This is a genomic window from Streptomyces sp. HUAS MS02 (genome assembly GCF_055702265.1).
Genome location: NZ_CM146747.1, coordinates 4917144 through 4932751, shown reverse-complemented (window position 1 = coordinate 4932751; position 15608 = coordinate 4917144). Strand labels below are relative to the sequence as shown.

The window sequence follows — 15608 nt, the reverse complement described above, 5'->3', positions numbered from 1 at the left end:
CCACAGGCACGGTGGACAAAATTTGCCACCTGAGCTGCGAAAACGGGGTTATCCACGGTTTCCACAGGCCCTACTACTACTCCCAACTAGAGAGAGCTGGGAATCCGTTTCGAAGAGGGTCCTGTGCACAACTCGCTCTCGGCTGCCTGACCGCGCCTCGTCACGACTTGACCCCGAGAGGCTCCGAGTGTCAGTGGTGTGCGTCAGACTGTTCCCCGGTGTCCTTCCCGTCACAGGAGCCAGCGACACCGAGACAGACGACGAAGCCAGGCAGGGCGAGAAGCGCCGGCAACAGCAGGAGGCGGCAACAGTGAAGATCCGGGTGGAACGCGACGTACTCGCGGAGGCAGTTGCCTGGGCGGCGCGCAGCCTCCCGGCCCGTCCGCCGGCGCCGGTCCTCGCCGGCCTCCTTCTGAAGGCCGAGGAAGGCCAGCTGAGCCTCTCCAGCTTCGACTACGAGGTCTCCGCACGGGTGTCCGTGGAGGCCGAGGTCGACGAGGAGGGCACGGTGCTCGTCTCCGGCCGCCTGCTCGCCGACATCTGCCGCGCTCTGCCCAACCGCCCGGTGGAGATCTCCACCGACGGTGTACGGGCGACGGTGGTCTGCGGTTCCTCGCGGTTCACCCTCCACACACTGCCTGTGGAGGAGTACCCGGCGCTGCCCCAGATGCCGAACGCCACGGGCACCGTCCCCGGCGAGGTCTTCGCCTCCGCCGCCGCCCAGGTGGCCATCGCCGCCGGCCGTGACGACACGCTGCCCGTCCTCACCGGTGTCCGCATCGAGATCGAGGGCGACACGGTCACGCTGGCCTCCACCGACCGCTACCGCTTCGCGGTCCGCGAGTTCCTGTGGAAGCCGGAGAACCCCGAGGCGTCCGCGGTCGCCCTGGTGCCCGCCAAGACGCTCCTGGACACCGCCAAGGCCCTCACGAGCGGCGACAGCGTCATCCTGGCCCTCTCCGGCTCGGGCTCGGGGGAAGGCCTGATCGGTTTCGAGGGCGCGGGCCGTCGTACGACCACGCGGCTGCTGGAGGGTGACCTCCCGAAGTACCGCACGCTCTTCCCGACGGAGTTCAACAGCGTGGCCGTCATCGAGACCGCGCCCTTCGTCGAAGCCGTCAAGCGTGTCGCCCTGGTCGCCGAGCGGAACACCCCGGTGCGACTGAGCTTCGAGCAGGGCGTGCTGATCCTGGAGGCCGGCTCCAGCGACGACGCACAGGCTGTGGAAAGGGTCGACGCCCAGCTGGAGGGCGACGACATCTCGATCGCCTTCAACCCGACGTTCCTGCTGGACGGCCTGAGCGCCATCGACTCCCCGGTGGCCCAGCTGTCGTTCACGACGTCCACCAAGCCCGCGCTGCTCAGCGGCAAGCCGGCCGTGGACGCCGAGGCGGACGAGGCCTACAAGTACCTGATCATGCCGGTTCGGCTCAGCGGCTGACCGGGCGGATGCCGCCGCGGCCGAGCCGCGGAGGTTGTCCACAGCGCTGTGGGGGCCCGGTGGATCACCGGGCCTTCGGCGCGAAGCCGCAGGTAGGGGTGTACTTATGAGCGGGTATGCCCACAGGTGTGCGTGAGCGTCCGGGTTTAGGCTCGTGCGTGGGTACGCAGTTCAGGTGCCCTCCTGCCACGTCGCAACCTAAGGAACAACTGATGGAGCTCGGTCTCGTCGGCCTCGGCAAGATGGGCGGCAACATGCGCGAGCGGATACGCCGCGCGGGCCACACCGTCATCGGATACGACCGGAACCCGGATCTCGCCGATGTCCACAGCCTCGAAGAGCTTGTGGGCAAGCTCAAGGGCCCGCGGGTCGTGTGGGTGATGGTCCCGGCCGGTGCCGCCACCCAGTCGACCGTCGACGAGCTGGCCGAGCTGCTGGAGCCCGGTGACGTCGTCGTGGACGGCGGGAACTCCCGCTGGACCGACGACGAGAAGCACGCCGAGGAGCTGGCGGCGAAGGGCATCGGCTTCGTCGACTGCGGTGTCTCCGGCGGCGTCTGGGGCCTGGAGAACGGCTACGCGCTGATGTATGGCGGCGACGCGGAGAACGTCGCCAAGGTACGACCGGTCTTCGACGCGCTGAAGCCCGAGGGCGACCTCGGCGCGGTGCACGCCGGCAAGGTCGGCGCCGGGCACTTCGCGAAGATGGTCCACAACGGCATCGAGTACGCGATGATGCAGGCCTATGCCGAGGGCTGGGAGCTCCTGGAGAAGGTCGACTCGGTGACGGACGTCCGCGAGGTCTTCCGTTCCTGGCAGGAGGGCACGGTCATCCGCTCCTGGCTCCTCGACCTGGCGGTGAACGCCCTCGACGAGGACGAACACCTGGACGGTCTGAAGGGCTTCGCGCAGGACTCCGGCGAGGGCCGGTGGACCGTGGAGGCCGCCATCGACCACGCCGTGCCGCTCCCCGCGATCACGGCTTCCCTCTTCGCGCGGTTCGCGTCGCGCCAGGAGGACTCACCGCAGATGAAGATGATCGCGGCGCTGCGGAACCAGTTCGGTGGCCACGCGGTCGAGAAGAAGTAGCCCACGGCGCGAAGCGCGCACGGCACAGAACAACGACGACCACACTACGGTCGACGAGAAGTCGTCCACAGGGCCGCACGGTGGTCCACAACCCTGGGGGAGGTCGGCACCCGACCATGCACGTCACGCACCTGTCACTGGCCGACTTCCGCTCGTACGCCCGGGTCGAGGTCCCGCTCGACCCGGGCGTCACCGCGTTCGTCGGCCCCAACGGGCAGGGGAAGACCAACCTGGTCGAGGCGGTCGGCTACCTGGCGACCCTGGGCAGCCACCGGGTTTCGTCGGACGCGCCCCTGGTCCGCATGGGCGCCGACCGCGCGGTGATCCGGGCACAGGTGCGGCAGGGCGAACGGCAGCAGCTGGTCGAGCTGGAGCTGAACCCCGGCAAGGCCAACCGGGCCCGTATCAACAGGTCCTCGCAGGTCAGGCCACGCGATGTCCTCGGCATCGTACGGACAGTGCTGTTCGCGCCGGAGGACCTCGCGCTGGTCAAGGGCGACCCCGGTGAGCGGCGGCGCTTCCTGGACGAACTGATCACCGCGCGGGCCCCGCGCATGGCGGGAGTGCGCTCCGACTACGAGCGGGTCCTCAAGCAGCGCAACACCCTGCTCAAGACGGCCGCGTTGGCCCGTCGGCACGGCGGCCGCTCCATGGACCTGTCCACCCTCGACGTGTGGGACCAGCACCTCGCGCGCGTGGGGGCGGAACTGCTCGCCCAGCGTCTCGATCTGGTCGCCGCGGTCCAGCCGCTCGCCGACAAGGCGTACGAACAACTGGCACCCGGCGGCGGCCCCGTCGGCCTGGAGTACAAACCCTCCTCGCCCGGCCTCGTCGGGCACGCGCGCGAGGAGCTGTACGAGCAGCTGACGGCGGCCCTCACCGAGAGCCGCAAGCAGGAGATCGAGCGGGGCGTCACCCTCGTGGGGCCCCATCGCGACGACGTGATCCTCAAGCTCGGTCAGCTGCCGGCCAAGGGCTACGCCTCCCACGGCGAGTCCTGGTCGTACGCCCTGGCGCTGCGACTCGCCTCCTACGACCTGCTGCGCGCCGAGGGCAACGAGCCGGTGCTGATCCTCGACGACGTCTTCGCCGAACTGGACACCCGTCGGCGGGAGCGGCTGGCGGAGCTGGTCGCGCCGGGCGAGCAGGTCCTGGTGACCGCGGCGGTCGACGACGACGTACCAGGCGTACTGATGGGGACGCGGTACGCCGTGTCCGACGGGACGGTGGAGCGCGTATGAGCGGATCCGACGCAACCCCCAAGCCGCCCGAGCCCTCCGGCGTGGACCTCGCGCGCGTGGCGCTGCGCGCCGCGAAGGAAGCCGCACGCGCGCGTGGCGAAGCCACCCAGCAGCAGAAGCAGGCACGACGGGGCCCCGGGCTGCGCTCCGGTGCGCGCGCCGACGGCCGGGACCCGATGCCGCTCGGCCCCGCCATCAACAGGCTGATCACCGAGCGGGGCTGGGAGACGCCGGCCGCCGTCGGCGGCGTCATGGGGCGCTGGCCCCAGATCGTCGGCGACGACCTGGCCAGACGGTGCGTGCCCGAGCGCTACGACGAGGACGAGCGGGTCCTGCACGTGCGGTGCGACTCCACCGCCTGGGCCACGAACGTCCGGCTGCTCGCCCCGCAGCTCGTCGCCCGGCTCAACGAGGACCTCGGCCACGGCACCGTGCGGCTCCTCAAGGTCCACGGCCCCGCCGGCTCTTCGGCCCGTCGCTACGGTCCCCTGCGGGCCCCGGGAAGCACGGGCCCCGGCGATACCTACGGGTGACCGTAGTCACATTTCCAGGTGCTCCCGCGCCCATGACCGGCGGTCCTCCGAGCGTCGGCGGGCGCCCGCGCGCTCCGGCGCGGACGTTCGCATGCGGATGCGAACGTCGACCTGACCCGGGAGTAGCAAAGGGTTGACACCCGGAAGCGCTGAGTGCCGCTGTGAGCCTCTTGGAGCCCCGCTCCGCATATGGGGAGTCGGGAGAGACCGGTTCAGGGCGGCACATGCGGACTCAGGTACCGGCAAACCCCCATCACTGTCGGCGCTACCGGTAGACTGGAAGCTAATCCCGCCCCATTCGTGGGGACCGCTTCGGAAACACTGTGCAACGCTGACAAAGGCTTCCACCGCAACATGCCGCAGCCGCTCCGGCAAACCCGCCAAGAGCCTGGCTTGTGCTGTGCCAGAAAGGGCGCTTCGTGGCCGATTCCGGCAACCCCAACGAGAACATCCCGTCCACCGAGGCCCTGGCCGGAACGGCCGAGGCCTCTCCCTCGGCGTACGACGCCAGTGCCATCACCGTCCTCGAAGGGCTGGACGCGGTCCGCAAGCGGCCCGGCATGTACATCGGCTCGACCGGTGAGCGCGGCCTGCACCACCTCGTGCAGGAGGTCGTGGACAACTCCGTCGACGAGGCCCTGGCAGGCCACGCGGACACCATCGATGTGACGATCCTTCCCGACGGCGGTGTCCGGGTCGTCGACAACGGCCGCGGCATCCCGGTCGGCATCGTGCCGTCCGAGGGCAAGCCGGCCGTCGAGGTCGTGCTGACCGTCCTGCACGCGGGCGGCAAGTTCGGTGGCGGCGGCTACGCGGTCTCCGGCGGTCTGCACGGCGTGGGTGTCTCCGTCGTGAACGCCCTGTCGACCAAGGTGGCCGTCGAGGTCAAGACGGACGGCTACCGCTGGACGCAGGACTACAAGCTCGGCGTCCCGACCGCTCCGCTCGCCCAGCACGAGGCCACGGAGGAGCACGGCACCTCGGTCACCTTCTGGGCCGACCCGGACATCTTCGAGACGACCCACTACTCCTTCGAGACGCTCTCGCGGCGCTTCCAGGAGATGGCGTTCCTCAACAAGGGGCTGAGGATCAACCTCACCGACGAGCGCGAGTCGGCCAAGGCCACCGCCGGGGCGGACGAGGCCGGCGAGGACGAGAAGCACGAGGTCAAGGCCGTCTCGTACTACTACGAGGGCGGCATCGTCGACTTCGTGAAGCACCTCAACTCCCGCAAGGGCGACGTGGTGCACCCCTCCGTGATCGACTTCGAGGCCGAGGACAAGGACAAGGCCCTGTCCGTCGAGGTCGCGATGCAGTGGAACAGCGGTTACAGCGAGGGCGTGTACTCCTTCGCCAACATCATCCACACGCACGAGGGCGGTACGCACGAAGAGGGCTTCCGCGCCGCGATGACCGGTCTGATCAACCGCTACGCGCGTGACAAGAAGCTGCTCCGGGAGAAGGACGACAACCTCACGGGTGACGACATCCGCGAGGGTCTCACCGCGATCATCTCGATCAAGCTGAGCGAGCCGCAGTTCGAGGGCCAGACCAAGACCAAGCTGGGCAACACGGAGGCCAAGACCTTCGTGCAGAAGGTCGTCCACGAGCACCTGACGGACTGGCTGGACCGCAACCCGGTCGAGGCCGCGGACATCATCCGCAAGTCCATCCAGGCGGCCACCGCGCGCGTGGCGGCCCGCAAGGCGCGTGACCTGACCCGTCGCAAGGGCCTGTTGGAGACGGCGTCGCTGCCGGGCAAGCTGAGCGACTGCCAGTCGAACGACCCCATCAAGTGCGAGATCTTCATCGTCGAGGGTGACTCCGCCGGCGGTTCGGCCAAGTCCGGCCGCAACCCGCAGTACCAGGCGATCCTCCCGATCCGCGGCAAGATCCTCAACGTCGAGAAGGCGCGGATCGACAAGATCCTGCAGAACCAGGAGATCCAGGCGCTGATCTCCGCCTTCGGCACGGGTGTGCACGAGGACTTCGACATCTCGAAGCTCCGCTATCACAAGATCATCCTGATGGCGGACGCCGACGTCGACGGCCAGCACATCAACACCCTGCTGCTGACCTTCCTGTTCCGCTTCATGCGGCCGCTGGTCGAGGCCGGGCACGTGTTCCTGTCGCGTCCCCCGCTCTACAAGATCAAGTGGGGCCGGGACGACTTCGAGTACGCGTACTCGGACCGTGAGCGCGACGCCCTGATCGAGCTGGGCCGGCAGAACGGCAAGCGCGTCAGGGAGGACTCGATCCAGCGCTTCAAGGGTCTCGGCGAGATGAACGCAGAGGAACTGCGCATCACGACCATGGACATCGACCACCGGGTCCTCGGCCAGGTCACGCTGGACGACGCCGCTCAGGCCGACGAACTGTTCTCGGTCCTCATGGGCGAGGACGTCGAGGCCCGGCGGCAGTTCATCCAGCGCAACGCCAAGGACGTTCGCTTCCTCGACATCTGAGTCGGTCTCAGCTGACCGCACCAGGAAGGATCCCCACCAGCAATGGCCGACGAGAACCCCACCGTCACGCCTGACGACGCCGGCGAGACGACCGTGCGCATCGAGCCCGTCGGGCTCGAGACGGAGATGCAGCGTTCGTACCTGGACTACGCGATGTCCGTCATCGTGTCCCGCGCGCTGCCCGACGTACGCGACGGTCTCAAGCCCGTTCACCGCCGTGTTCTGTACGCCATGTACGACGGCGGCTACCGGCCCGAGAAGGGCTTCTACAAGTGTGCCCGCGTCGTCGGCGACGTCATGGGCAACTACCACCCGCACGGTGACTCCTCGATCTACGACGCGCTGGTCCGCCTCGCGCAGCCGTGGTCGATGCGGATGCCGCTGGTGGACTCCAACGGCAACTTCGGCTCGCCGGGCAACGACCCGGCGGCGGCCATGCGCTACACCGAGTGCAAGATGGCGCCGCTGTCGATGGAGATGGTCCGTGACATCGACGAGGAGACCGTCGACTTCACGGACAACTACGACGGCCGCTCCCAGGAGCCGACCGTCCTCCCGGCCCGCTTCCCGAACCTGCTGATCAACGGCTCGGCGGGCATCGCGGTCGGCATGGCGACGAACATCCCGCCGCACAACCTCCGCGAGGTCGCGGCCGGCGCCCAGTGGTACCTGGAGAACCCCGAGGCCTCCCACGAGGACCTCCTGGACGCGCTGATCGAGCGCATCAAGGGCCCCGACTTCCCGACCGGCGCCCTCGTGGTCGGCCGCAAGGGCATCGAGGAGGCGTACCGCACGGGCCGCGGGTCCATCACGATGCGCGCGGTCGTCGAGGTCGAGGAGATCCAGAACCGCCAGTGCCTGGTGGTCACGGAGCTGCCGTACCAGGTCAACCCGGACAACCTCGCGCAGAAGATCGCCGACCTCGTGAAGGACGGCAAGATCGGCGGCATCGCGGACGTCCGCGACGAGACGTCGTCCCGTACGGGCCAGCGCCTGGTCATCGTCCTGAAGCGCGACGCGGTCGCCAAGGTCGTGCTGAACAACCTGTACAAGCACACCGACCTGCAGACCAACTTCGGCGCCAACATGCTGGCCCTGGTCGACGGCGTCCCCCGGACCCTCTCCCTGGACGCGTTCATCCGCCACTGGGTGACGCACCAGATCGAGGTCATCGTCCGCCGTACGAAGTTCCGGCTGCGCAAGGCCGAGGAGCGCGCGCACATCCTGCGCGGCCTGCTGAAGGCCCTGGACGCCATCGACGAGGTCATCGCGCTGATCCGGCGCAGCGACACCGTCGACATCGCGCGCACGGGCCTGATGGACCTCCTGGAGATCGACGAGATCCAGGCCAACGCCATCCTCGAGATGCAGCTGCGCCGCCTGGCCGCCCTGGAGCGCCAGAAGATCATCCAGGAGCACGACGAACTCCAGGCCAAGATCCGCGAGTACAACGAGATCCTCGCCTCCCCCGTGCGTCAGCGCGGGATCGTCAGCGCGGAGCTCGCCGCGATCGTCGAGAAGTACGGCGACGACCGCAAGACGATGCTGGTCCCCTACGACGGCGACATGTCCATCGAGGACCTCATCGCCGAGGAGGACATCGTCGTCACCGTCTCGCGCGGCGGCTACGTCAAGCGCACCAAGACGGTCGACTACCGGGCGCAGAAGCGTGGCGGCAAGGGCGTTCGCGGTACGAAGCTCAAGGAAGACGACATCGTCGACCACTTCTTCGTGTCCACGACCCACCACTGGCTGCTGTTCTTCACCAACAAGGGCCGTGTCTACCGGGCCAAGGCGTACGAGCTCCCCGACGCCGGGCGTGACGCGCGTGGACAGCACGTCGCCAACCTGCTGGCCTTCCAGCCGGACGAGGCGATCGCCGAGATCCTCGCCATCCGCGACTACGAGGCCGCGCCCTACCTGGTGCTCGCCACCAAGGGCGGTCTTGTGAAGAAGACGCCTCTGAAGGATTACGATTCGCCCCGTTCCGGCGGTGTCATCGCGATCAACCTTCGTGAGAAGGAGGACGGTTCCGATGACGAACTGATCGGAGCCGAACTCGTATCGGCAGAGAGTGACATCCTTCTGATCAGCAAGAAGGCACAGTCGATCCGCTTCACGGCGACGGACGAGGCGCTGCGGCCCATGGGCCGTGCCACCTCGGGTGTCAAGGGCATGAGTTTCCGCGAGGGGGACGAGCTGCTCTCGATGAATGTTGTTCGACCCGGTACGTTCGTGTTCACTGCCACAGACGGCGGGTACGCGAAGCGGACCGCCGTCGACGAGTACCGCGTCCAGGGTCGCGGCGGCCTCGGCATCAAGGCCGCCAAGATCGTCGAGGACCGCGGTTCGCTCGTCGGCGCGCTGGTGGTCGAGGAGACCGACGAGATCCTCGCCATCACGCTGTCGGGCGGTGTGATTCGTACGCGAGTCAACGAGATCAGGGAAACCGGCCGTGACACCATGGGCGTCCAACTGATCAACCTGGGCAAGCGCGATGCCGTGGTCGGCATCGCTCGCAACGCCGAGGCGGGGCGGGAGGCGGAGGAGGTCGACGGCGACGATGCCGTCGACGAGACCGCCGAGGCTGCCCCATCGACCGGTACGGACGAGGGTGAGGCGCCCTCGTCCGAGTAGCACGAGGAGTGAGTCAGCGTGAGCGGAGCCACGGGCGCCGGATCGTCCGGTACTTCGGCCGGCACTTCGACCGGGTCGGAGGCGGACGGCGGCGGCCGTGGCTCCGCCGCGCGTGCGATGGACACGCACACGACCCAGCTGAAGGCCATCAAGCCGGACGCGACCGACGCGGCCGCGCCGGAGAGGCCGGGATCGCAGGGGGCGACCACGACGGACTCCCGTGGTCCGCAGGCACAGAAGCCCGTGTCCGGAAGTCCGGCCGCGGCTCAGGCCGGGCCGGGCCGTCAGGGCGGTCCGTCGGCCGGGGCCCAGCCCCAGCCGCAGCACCAGGCTCCGGCGCAGGCCGCCGACTCCGCGCTGCCGGGTGAGCGGCAGTCGCAGCAGCAGTCGGGCCCGTACCACCCGCCGCAGGCCTATGCGCCGGCTCCGGAGGCGTCCTCCCGCAAGCCTCGTACGGGGGCACGCACGACGCCGCGCACGCGCAAGGCGCGGCTGCGGGTGGCCAAGGCCGACCCGTGGTCCGTGATGAAGGTCAGTTTCCTGCTCTCCATCGCCCTGGGCATCTGCACGGTCGTCGCGGCGGCGGTGCTGTGGATGGTCATGAACGCGATGGGCGTGTTCTCGACGGTCGGCGCCACCATCTCGGAGGCGACCGGCTCGAACGAGTCCAACGGATTCGACCTGCAGTCGTTCCTGTCGCTGCCCAATGTGCTGATCTTCACCACGATCATCGCGGTCATCGACGTCGTGCTCGCCACCGCCCTGGCCACCCTCGGAGCCTTCATCTACAACCTCTCCGCGGGCTTCGTGGGCGGCATCGAGCTGACGCTCGCCGAGGACGAGTAAGCGCGGCTCACCGCGTCGCGGTCGCCCTGCGGGTATCGATTTTGGGACTGCCCACGTCGTGCGCTAATCTTCAGGAGTCAGCGCGCGGGACACACCGCAAAGCGCGGCGGGGCTATAGCTCAGTTGGTTAGAGCGCATCCCTGATAAGGATGAGGCCACAGGTTCAAATCCTGTTAGCCCCACCAGACAGAAGACCCCCAACCGGTTGCGGTTGGGGGTCTTTGCTGTCGTGAGGGACACGTGGGGTGCCGCGGACCTCGACGATGGGATCCCGACGATGGGCGGCAGGACGGCTTCCATCCTCGGCCCCCTCCTCTCCTGATCAGCCAACGCAGAGTCGGAGCGGACGACTTGCGCGGACGACTTGCTCCGACTCGCTCCGACTCGCTCTCTCTTGCCACCGTCACCGGCCGCCCAGGCGTATCCCGTGGGCTGCGCGCGAACGCGCTGTCGCACGGAAAGACCCCCAGCCGAGTCCGGCCGAGGGTCTTCGTCGTTCATGGTCGTGCAGCGGGCGTCGTACGCAAGATCGCCGCTGGGTCTGTCCTGGCCTGCCGCAGATCAGCGTGGGAGAGGTGCGCCTGGATGCTCGGCCTGTGGCACAGGTGCCTCCGGGACCGCACCCTGGCCCGTGACGTCCGTGGCGGTGTCCGTGGCCGTGTGCAGCGCCGTGCGGCGGCGGCAGGAGGGGGAGGAGCCGTGGGCCTCGGCGCGGATGCGCTGCTTCATCGTGGGGGGCAGGGCGCGGTCGTGGGGCCGGGCCGGGAGGGACATCGCCGGGGTCGTCGCGGTGGCCGCGCAGTTGCGGGTGGTCTCGGTCTGCGGTACCGCCGCCGAGGCGGTGGTCGTGACGAGTCCGAGCGCCGTGCACAGCGCGAGGAAGGCGGTGACGATGGCGGTCCACAGCTTCATGACCTTGTTCTGGGCCATGGCCCCTCACTTTCGGGTTGGGCGATTTGCGTACTTTCCTCATGATGTGTATGTGGGCTCCGAAATCATGGACCGACGTTCATGGCGCGTCGATCTTCGGATGAACACCACTCGGATGGGTGCAGGGAGGCCCGAGGGGTTGCAGGGAGGTCTGAAAAGTTGCAGGAAGCCGAGGTCCGCGGGATCCGTCGAGGTGTGCGAGATGTGATGGACCTGTGTGATGAACCTGCGATCGGAACAGTGGCGTCCGGTTCTACTGCGCTCTTCCCTGCGGGAGTTGAGGGGCCGACGCAGGTCACCGATCGGTATCGGTCGGTGTGTATAGTCGGGCGCCAGAGGTCCCCTACGTCAAGGAAAGACGAGGTCGCGCGGTGAAGAAGCTTCTCCTGGTCGCACTGGCCGCCATCGGCGGGCTCCTCGTGTACCGCCAGATCCAGGCGGATCGCGCCGAGCAGGATCTGTGGACGGAGGCGACTGACTCCGTGCCCACGGGTTCGTGACGTCGACATCAGTCTCAGAGCAGACCCCGACCGCCCTGGCGGTCGGGGTTTTGTGTTGCTCGGCGGCGCTTCTCCCGCCTTGTGGGACTTTTGCGGAAATTGCACCGAACCTTGATTCGCGTTAGCGAACGATGTGATTGCGGCAGCAAGGTGCCGGGCCGGGCAGAGGCCGTTTTCAGCCGCTCGTCCCCAGGAACACCGGCATCGGCGCGCATGGCCGGGCAGGATGGGCGCGTTCGGGGCCGCGATCACAGGGCTGGGGCCTCGCATCACGGTCTACGACGAGGGGTGGCGCTTGATGGGGCGGCGCACGGTCTGGTGGCGAGCCGGGGCGGCCGTGGGAGCGGCCCTGTGCGTGACGATGGCGCAGTCCGGCCCCGCCGGGGCGGCGGACGGGCCCGCCCCGTACTCCTACGCCGAGGACGCGAGGGCGGTCGAGGGCGCCACGAGCAGCACGGGAGCCGTGCGACTGGCGGCCGGCAAGACCTACCGGAGCTCCATCGGGCCGGGCAGCAAGCTGTACTACCGTCTCGATCTCGGCGCCGCCACCAACGCGTACGTCTCGGCCACGGCCGTACCCAAGGCGGGTTCGGCGGTCGGTTCCGCGGACGGGGTCAGGGTGTCCGTGCAGGACGCCGACGCACATCGCTGTTCCTACGAGACCGCCCGCTTCGGACCGACCCGCAGCGCGCACCCCGTCACCGCCTGGGCCTCGCGGGAGGTCGGCACCGACGAGTACATGTGCCAGGGGGCCGGGGTGTACTACGTCGTCGTCGAACGCGTCGGCTCGGTCACCGGAGCCGGTTCGGGGACGAGCGCGGGCTCTGCCTCCGGCTCGGTGACCGGCGCATCTTCCGGTTCGGCTTCCGGTTCGGCTTCCGGTTTCGTGACGGGCTCCCCCTCGGAGGGTGCGTCGGATGAGTGGGGGCTGGAGCTCGGCTTCGTTTCGGAGCCCGCTGTGACGAAGGGCGGTTCGACGAGCGCTCCCCAGAGCTGGAACTCCGCCTCCCCCGACGCTGTCTCCGGTGACCCCGAGCCCCGCCGCGGCGGGAGCGGCTTCGCCGCGGCGAGCCCCGTGGCACAGGGCGTCTGGCAGGACGAGGTCGGCATCAGAGCCGGGGAGACCCTGTTCTACAAGGTGCCCGTCGGCTGGGGTCAGCAACTCCAGGCCACCGCCGAACTGGGCAGCACGACCGAGGGTGACGGCTACGTCGGGAACGCGTTCGCCATGTCGCTCTACAACCCCGTACGCGGCCTGGTGGACAACAGGACGGCCAACTACGGGGGTGACCAACGCTCCGTCTCTCTGGACCCGCTCCCGCCCGTCGCGTACGAGAACCGTTTCTCTCCCGACGACGAGGTGGGCGGGATGCGGTTCGCCGGCTGGTACTACCTGGCACTGCACCTCGGGACGTCGGTCGCCGACCGGTTCGGCGACAAGCCGGTCGGCTTGACGCTACGGGTGCGGCTGGAGGGAGAGGCCGGGCCCGGGCCGGGATATCTGGGGGACTCCGAGCCGCGCGGCGTCTTCGAGGTCACCGAAGGGGATCGGGAGGCCGCCGAGAACGGCATCACGGGGGACACGCTGGAGGGCGGCTCCCGGGACGGCGGTGACGGAGGGGGCACAGGGGGTTCTGATGACGGGAAGGGCTCCGGGAACTCCTCGGTCGGTGGAGACCGACGACTGGCCATGACCGTCGTCGCGGCGGGCGGCCTCGGCACGGGCAGTCTGCTGGTTCTCGGGCTTCTGGCGTGGACACTCGTGGCCCGCAGGAGGGCGTCCGCTGCCATCGAGTCCGAACGCTCGAACGGTGCGGGCGCGGCAGCGCGTGGGCGGCACGGGGCGTCCCGGGGGTAGGACGGGGATCAGAGTTGTCCCAGTGCCCAGAACCCCACCGCGAAGCAGGCCAGGGCGAGCAGCAGGACCGGGACGACCACCTTGACCGGCGGGCCCGGACGGCGCCGCGGAAGCGCCCTCGATCGACGTGGAACCTCCGGGGGCCCAGCGGTGTATGAACCAGTAGAGGCGTACGCGTGCTGCACCGCCGAGGCGGGGTCCTGAGAGAGGCCCAGCGGCGGGTGGGACCGGGGGGAGGGCACATGCACGGGTTCGGGGTGGTGCGCTGGGCCTGTTCGGAGGGGCGTTCCGGCAAGGGGACTGGCCTGCTGCTCGGGTTGCTGCTGTGGGTGGCCCAGGCCGGGGGAATGCTGGTCGATCTGTCGCGAGGCCGCCTGGGCGGTGAGCACCTGGGGCGGGGGCAGATGGAAGCTGCCGGTGTCCGACATCGTGGAGGGCTGCGATGCGGGGGCGCGTTCGGGGCGCGGTGGTACGGCGGCGGGGGGCGCCCCGGGCGATATGTGACCGGGGTGGGGCGACGGCGCCGGAGACGCCGAAGACGAGGCCCCGGAATCCTGGGACCAGTGACCGGTTCCTGTTCCCGTGCCGGCGCCGGCACCCGTGCTTGGGTCGGTTCCCGCGCCACCAGCACCAGCACCAGTACCAGTACCAGTACCGAAGCCCGAGCTCCTGCTGGAGCTGGCGGAGTCGGTCTGGGGCGGGGCGGTGGTGGGCATGGGGGGCGGAGATATGGAGCCTGTGGCTGTGTACGGGGGCGGAGGGGCGCTGCCTGGGAACGGCGCCGGTAGCGCGGGGCCCGCCCCGGGCTGGGACGGCGGCCCCATGGGGGGCGGTCCGTAGGCCGGCGGATGGTGAGGCGGTGGTGGGGTCGTGTCCGTGACGGGAGTCGGGGAGGGCGTGCCGCTGGTGTCGGCACCGGCGCCTGTGCCTGTTTTGTCCAGTCCTGATGCCCTGTGCAGGGGGCCTTCGGGAGCGAACCCGGTGGGAAGCGGGCCGAGTTGGTCGAAGACCTCCACCAACTCGTCGTCGGGCCCCGGCTCGGGCAGCAGCTCGATGGCCGCGGCGAGGGCCTTGCGGGCGCCTGTGGCGGTGCGGAAGCGGGAGTTGGGGTCCGGCTGGAGCAGCGTGGCGATGACCTGCCACAGTGGCTCGGGGATACCTCGCGGCGCCTTCGGAGTGCCATGGGCGGCGAAGTGCTCGATGAGGGCCTTGGCGTCGGGCTTCGCGCCCTCCAGGAGGTACAGGGCGACGAGACCCACAGCGAAGAGATCGGCGGGGAAGTCAGGATCCGCGCCCAGCATCTGCTCGGGAGCGAAATAACCAGGCGTTCCCACCACGTAGTTGGTCTCGGTGAGGCGGGGCTCGCCCAGACGCATGGCGATGCCGAAGTCGGACAGGCGCAGGCGGGGGCGGGCCGTCCCCGTGGCCTCCAGGAGCACATTGGCGGGCTTGATGTCGCGGTGGATGACGCCCTCGGCGTGCACGGCGGCGAGGCCGGACAGGAGTTGGTCGAGCAAGCCACAGACATAGGTCGGCGGGAGAGGGCCGTAGTCGTTGACGAGGTTGACCAGGGAGCCTCCGGCCACCAGGTCCATGGTGAACAGGACCTTGTCGTCGTCGGCGGCCCAGCTGGCGGGGGCGAGCACATGAGGGTGGTCGATCCGTACGGCCTGCTCACGGACGAAGCGCAGCAAGGCGTGCGCGTCACGCTGTTGCAGGACCTTGGCGGCCACATAGCGGCGGCGGCGGTGGTCCCAGGTGCGCCAGACCGCGCCGACTCCCCCGCGCCCGATCGGGTCGACCAGTTCGTACCGGCCGGCGAAGACCTCACCCATAGCTGTGCGTCGTTCCCCCTTCGGCTCCCCTCTTGGCTGCCCGTCGGCGGAGGGCACGGCGCTCGCGCCGCCCTCCGCGGAGCCGGCTCGCACGTGCCCGGCTTCCCTCGGAGCTAGTACCCGCTTCTGTCCCCCTGTCGCTCTGTCCTGTTCCTGATTCCGGTTCTTGCGCGGAGCCTACGTCCACGACGCTGCCGCTCACGAGGGGCCTACAGACCCCTTCCCCCTCCTCGG

The 15608-nt window shown here is 69.2% G+C and carries 11 protein-coding genes and 1 tRNA gene; 10 read left to right on the top strand and 2 right to left on the bottom strand.

Features of this window, described 5'->3' with window-relative positions; all coding sequences use genetic code 11:
• Positions 1-310: 310 nt before the first annotated feature.
• The 8 genes from dnaN (at position 311) to ACZ9QC_RS21100 (ending at position 10436) form a co-directional block, all read left to right on the top strand.
• Positions 311-1441 carry a DNA polymerase III subunit beta gene (gene dnaN / locus ACZ9QC_RS21135; RefSeq protein WP_215456970.1) on the top strand — a complete coding sequence of 377 codons (1131 nt, stop codon included), beginning with the start codon at positions 311-313 and terminating at the stop codon, positions 1439-1441.
• Positions 1442-1653: 212 nt separating this feature from the next.
• Entirely contained in the window at positions 1654-2529 is an 876-nt protein-coding gene (gene gnd, locus ACZ9QC_RS21130) for a phosphogluconate dehydrogenase (NAD(+)-dependent, decarboxylating) (protein WP_215456972.1), read from the top strand.
• Between the two features lie 116 nt (positions 2530-2645).
• Complete coding sequence (gene recF / locus ACZ9QC_RS21125) at positions 2646-3770, top strand: DNA replication/repair protein RecF (protein WP_472921563.1); 1125 nt, start codon at positions 2646-2648, stop codon at positions 3768-3770.
• Entirely contained in the window at positions 3767-4303 is a 537-nt protein-coding gene (locus ACZ9QC_RS21120) for a DciA family protein (RefSeq protein WP_472921562.1), read from the top strand. Before recF ends, ACZ9QC_RS21120 begins: the two co-directional genes overlap by 4 nt.
• A gap of 395 nt (positions 4304-4698) precedes the next feature.
• Positions 4699-6768: a DNA topoisomerase (ATP-hydrolyzing) subunit B gene (gyrB, locus tag ACZ9QC_RS21115; RefSeq protein ID WP_472921561.1), complete on the top strand. Its 2070-nt coding sequence runs from the start codon at positions 4699-4701 to the stop codon at positions 6766-6768.
• A 42-nt stretch (positions 6769-6810) separates the two neighbouring features.
• The gene (gene gyrA, locus ACZ9QC_RS21110; protein WP_472921560.1) at positions 6811-9405 is read left to right on the top strand and encodes a DNA gyrase subunit A; all 2595 of its coding nucleotides are present in this window, start codon (positions 6811-6813) and stop codon (positions 9403-9405) included.
• A gap of 18 nt (positions 9406-9423) precedes the next feature.
• On the top strand, positions 9424-10251 hold the full coding sequence (locus ACZ9QC_RS21105; protein ID WP_472921559.1) for a DUF3566 domain-containing protein: 828 nt from the start codon (positions 9424-9426) through the stop codon (positions 10249-10251).
• Between the two features lie 108 nt (positions 10252-10359).
• A tRNA-Ile gene (locus ACZ9QC_RS21100) sits at positions 10360-10436 on the top strand.
• Positions 10437-10812: 376 nt separating this feature from the next.
• On the opposite strand, the gene ACZ9QC_RS21095 is transcribed toward ACZ9QC_RS21100, so the two are convergent.
• Positions 10813-11181, bottom strand: a complete 369-nt coding sequence (locus ACZ9QC_RS21095; RefSeq protein ID WP_472921558.1) for a DUF6344 domain-containing protein — start codon at positions 11179-11181, stop codon at positions 10813-10815.
• 371 nt (positions 11182-11552) lie between these two features.
• Between ACZ9QC_RS21095 and ACZ9QC_RS21090 the strand changes: the two genes are divergently transcribed.
• Positions 11553-11681 carry a DLW-39 family protein gene (locus ACZ9QC_RS21090; RefSeq protein ID WP_003999697.1) on the top strand — a complete coding sequence of 43 codons (129 nt, stop codon included), beginning with the start codon at positions 11553-11555 and terminating at the stop codon, positions 11679-11681.
• 226 nt (positions 11682-11907) lie between these two features.
• Positions 11908-13539 (top strand): hypothetical protein, encoded by a 1632-nt coding sequence (locus ACZ9QC_RS21085; RefSeq protein ID WP_472921557.1) that lies wholly within the window; start codon positions 11908-11910, stop codon positions 13537-13539.
• A gap of 8 nt (positions 13540-13547) precedes the next feature.
• Here ACZ9QC_RS21085 and ACZ9QC_RS21080 read toward each other — a convergent pair whose 3' ends face one another.
• Positions 13548-15374 (bottom strand): serine/threonine-protein kinase, encoded by a 1827-nt coding sequence (locus tag ACZ9QC_RS21080; RefSeq protein WP_472921556.1) that lies wholly within the window; start codon positions 15372-15374, stop codon positions 13548-13550.
• Positions 15375-15608: the final 234 nt, after the last annotated feature.

What these genes read in the sequence shown, in the direction of transcription:
- gnd (WP_215456972.1), top strand. Translation starts at nt 1,654, where the DNA reads ATGGAGCTCGGTCTCGTCGGCCTCGGCAAGATGGGCGGCAACATGCGC.
- recF (WP_472921563.1), top strand. Translation starts at nt 2,646, where the DNA reads ATGCACGTCACGCACCTGTCACTGGCCGACTTCCGCTCGTACGCCCGG.
- ACZ9QC_RS21120 (WP_472921562.1), top strand. Translation starts at nt 3,767, where the DNA reads ATGAGCGGATCCGACGCAACCCCCAAGCCGCCCGAGCCCTCCGGCGTG.
- gyrA (WP_472921560.1), top strand. Translation starts at nt 6,811, where the DNA reads ATGGCCGACGAGAACCCCACCGTCACGCCTGACGACGCCGGCGAGACG.
- ACZ9QC_RS21095 (WP_472921558.1), bottom strand. Translation starts at nt 11,181, where the DNA reads ATGGCCCAGAACAAGGTCATGAAGCTGTGGACCGCCATCGTCACCGCC.
- ACZ9QC_RS21085 (WP_472921557.1), top strand. Translation starts at nt 11,908, where the DNA reads ATGGGCGCGTTCGGGGCCGCGATCACAGGGCTGGGGCCTCGCATCACG.
- ACZ9QC_RS21080 (WP_472921556.1), bottom strand. Translation starts at nt 15,374, where the DNA reads ATGGGTGAGGTCTTCGCCGGCCGGTACGAACTGGTCGACCCGATCGGG.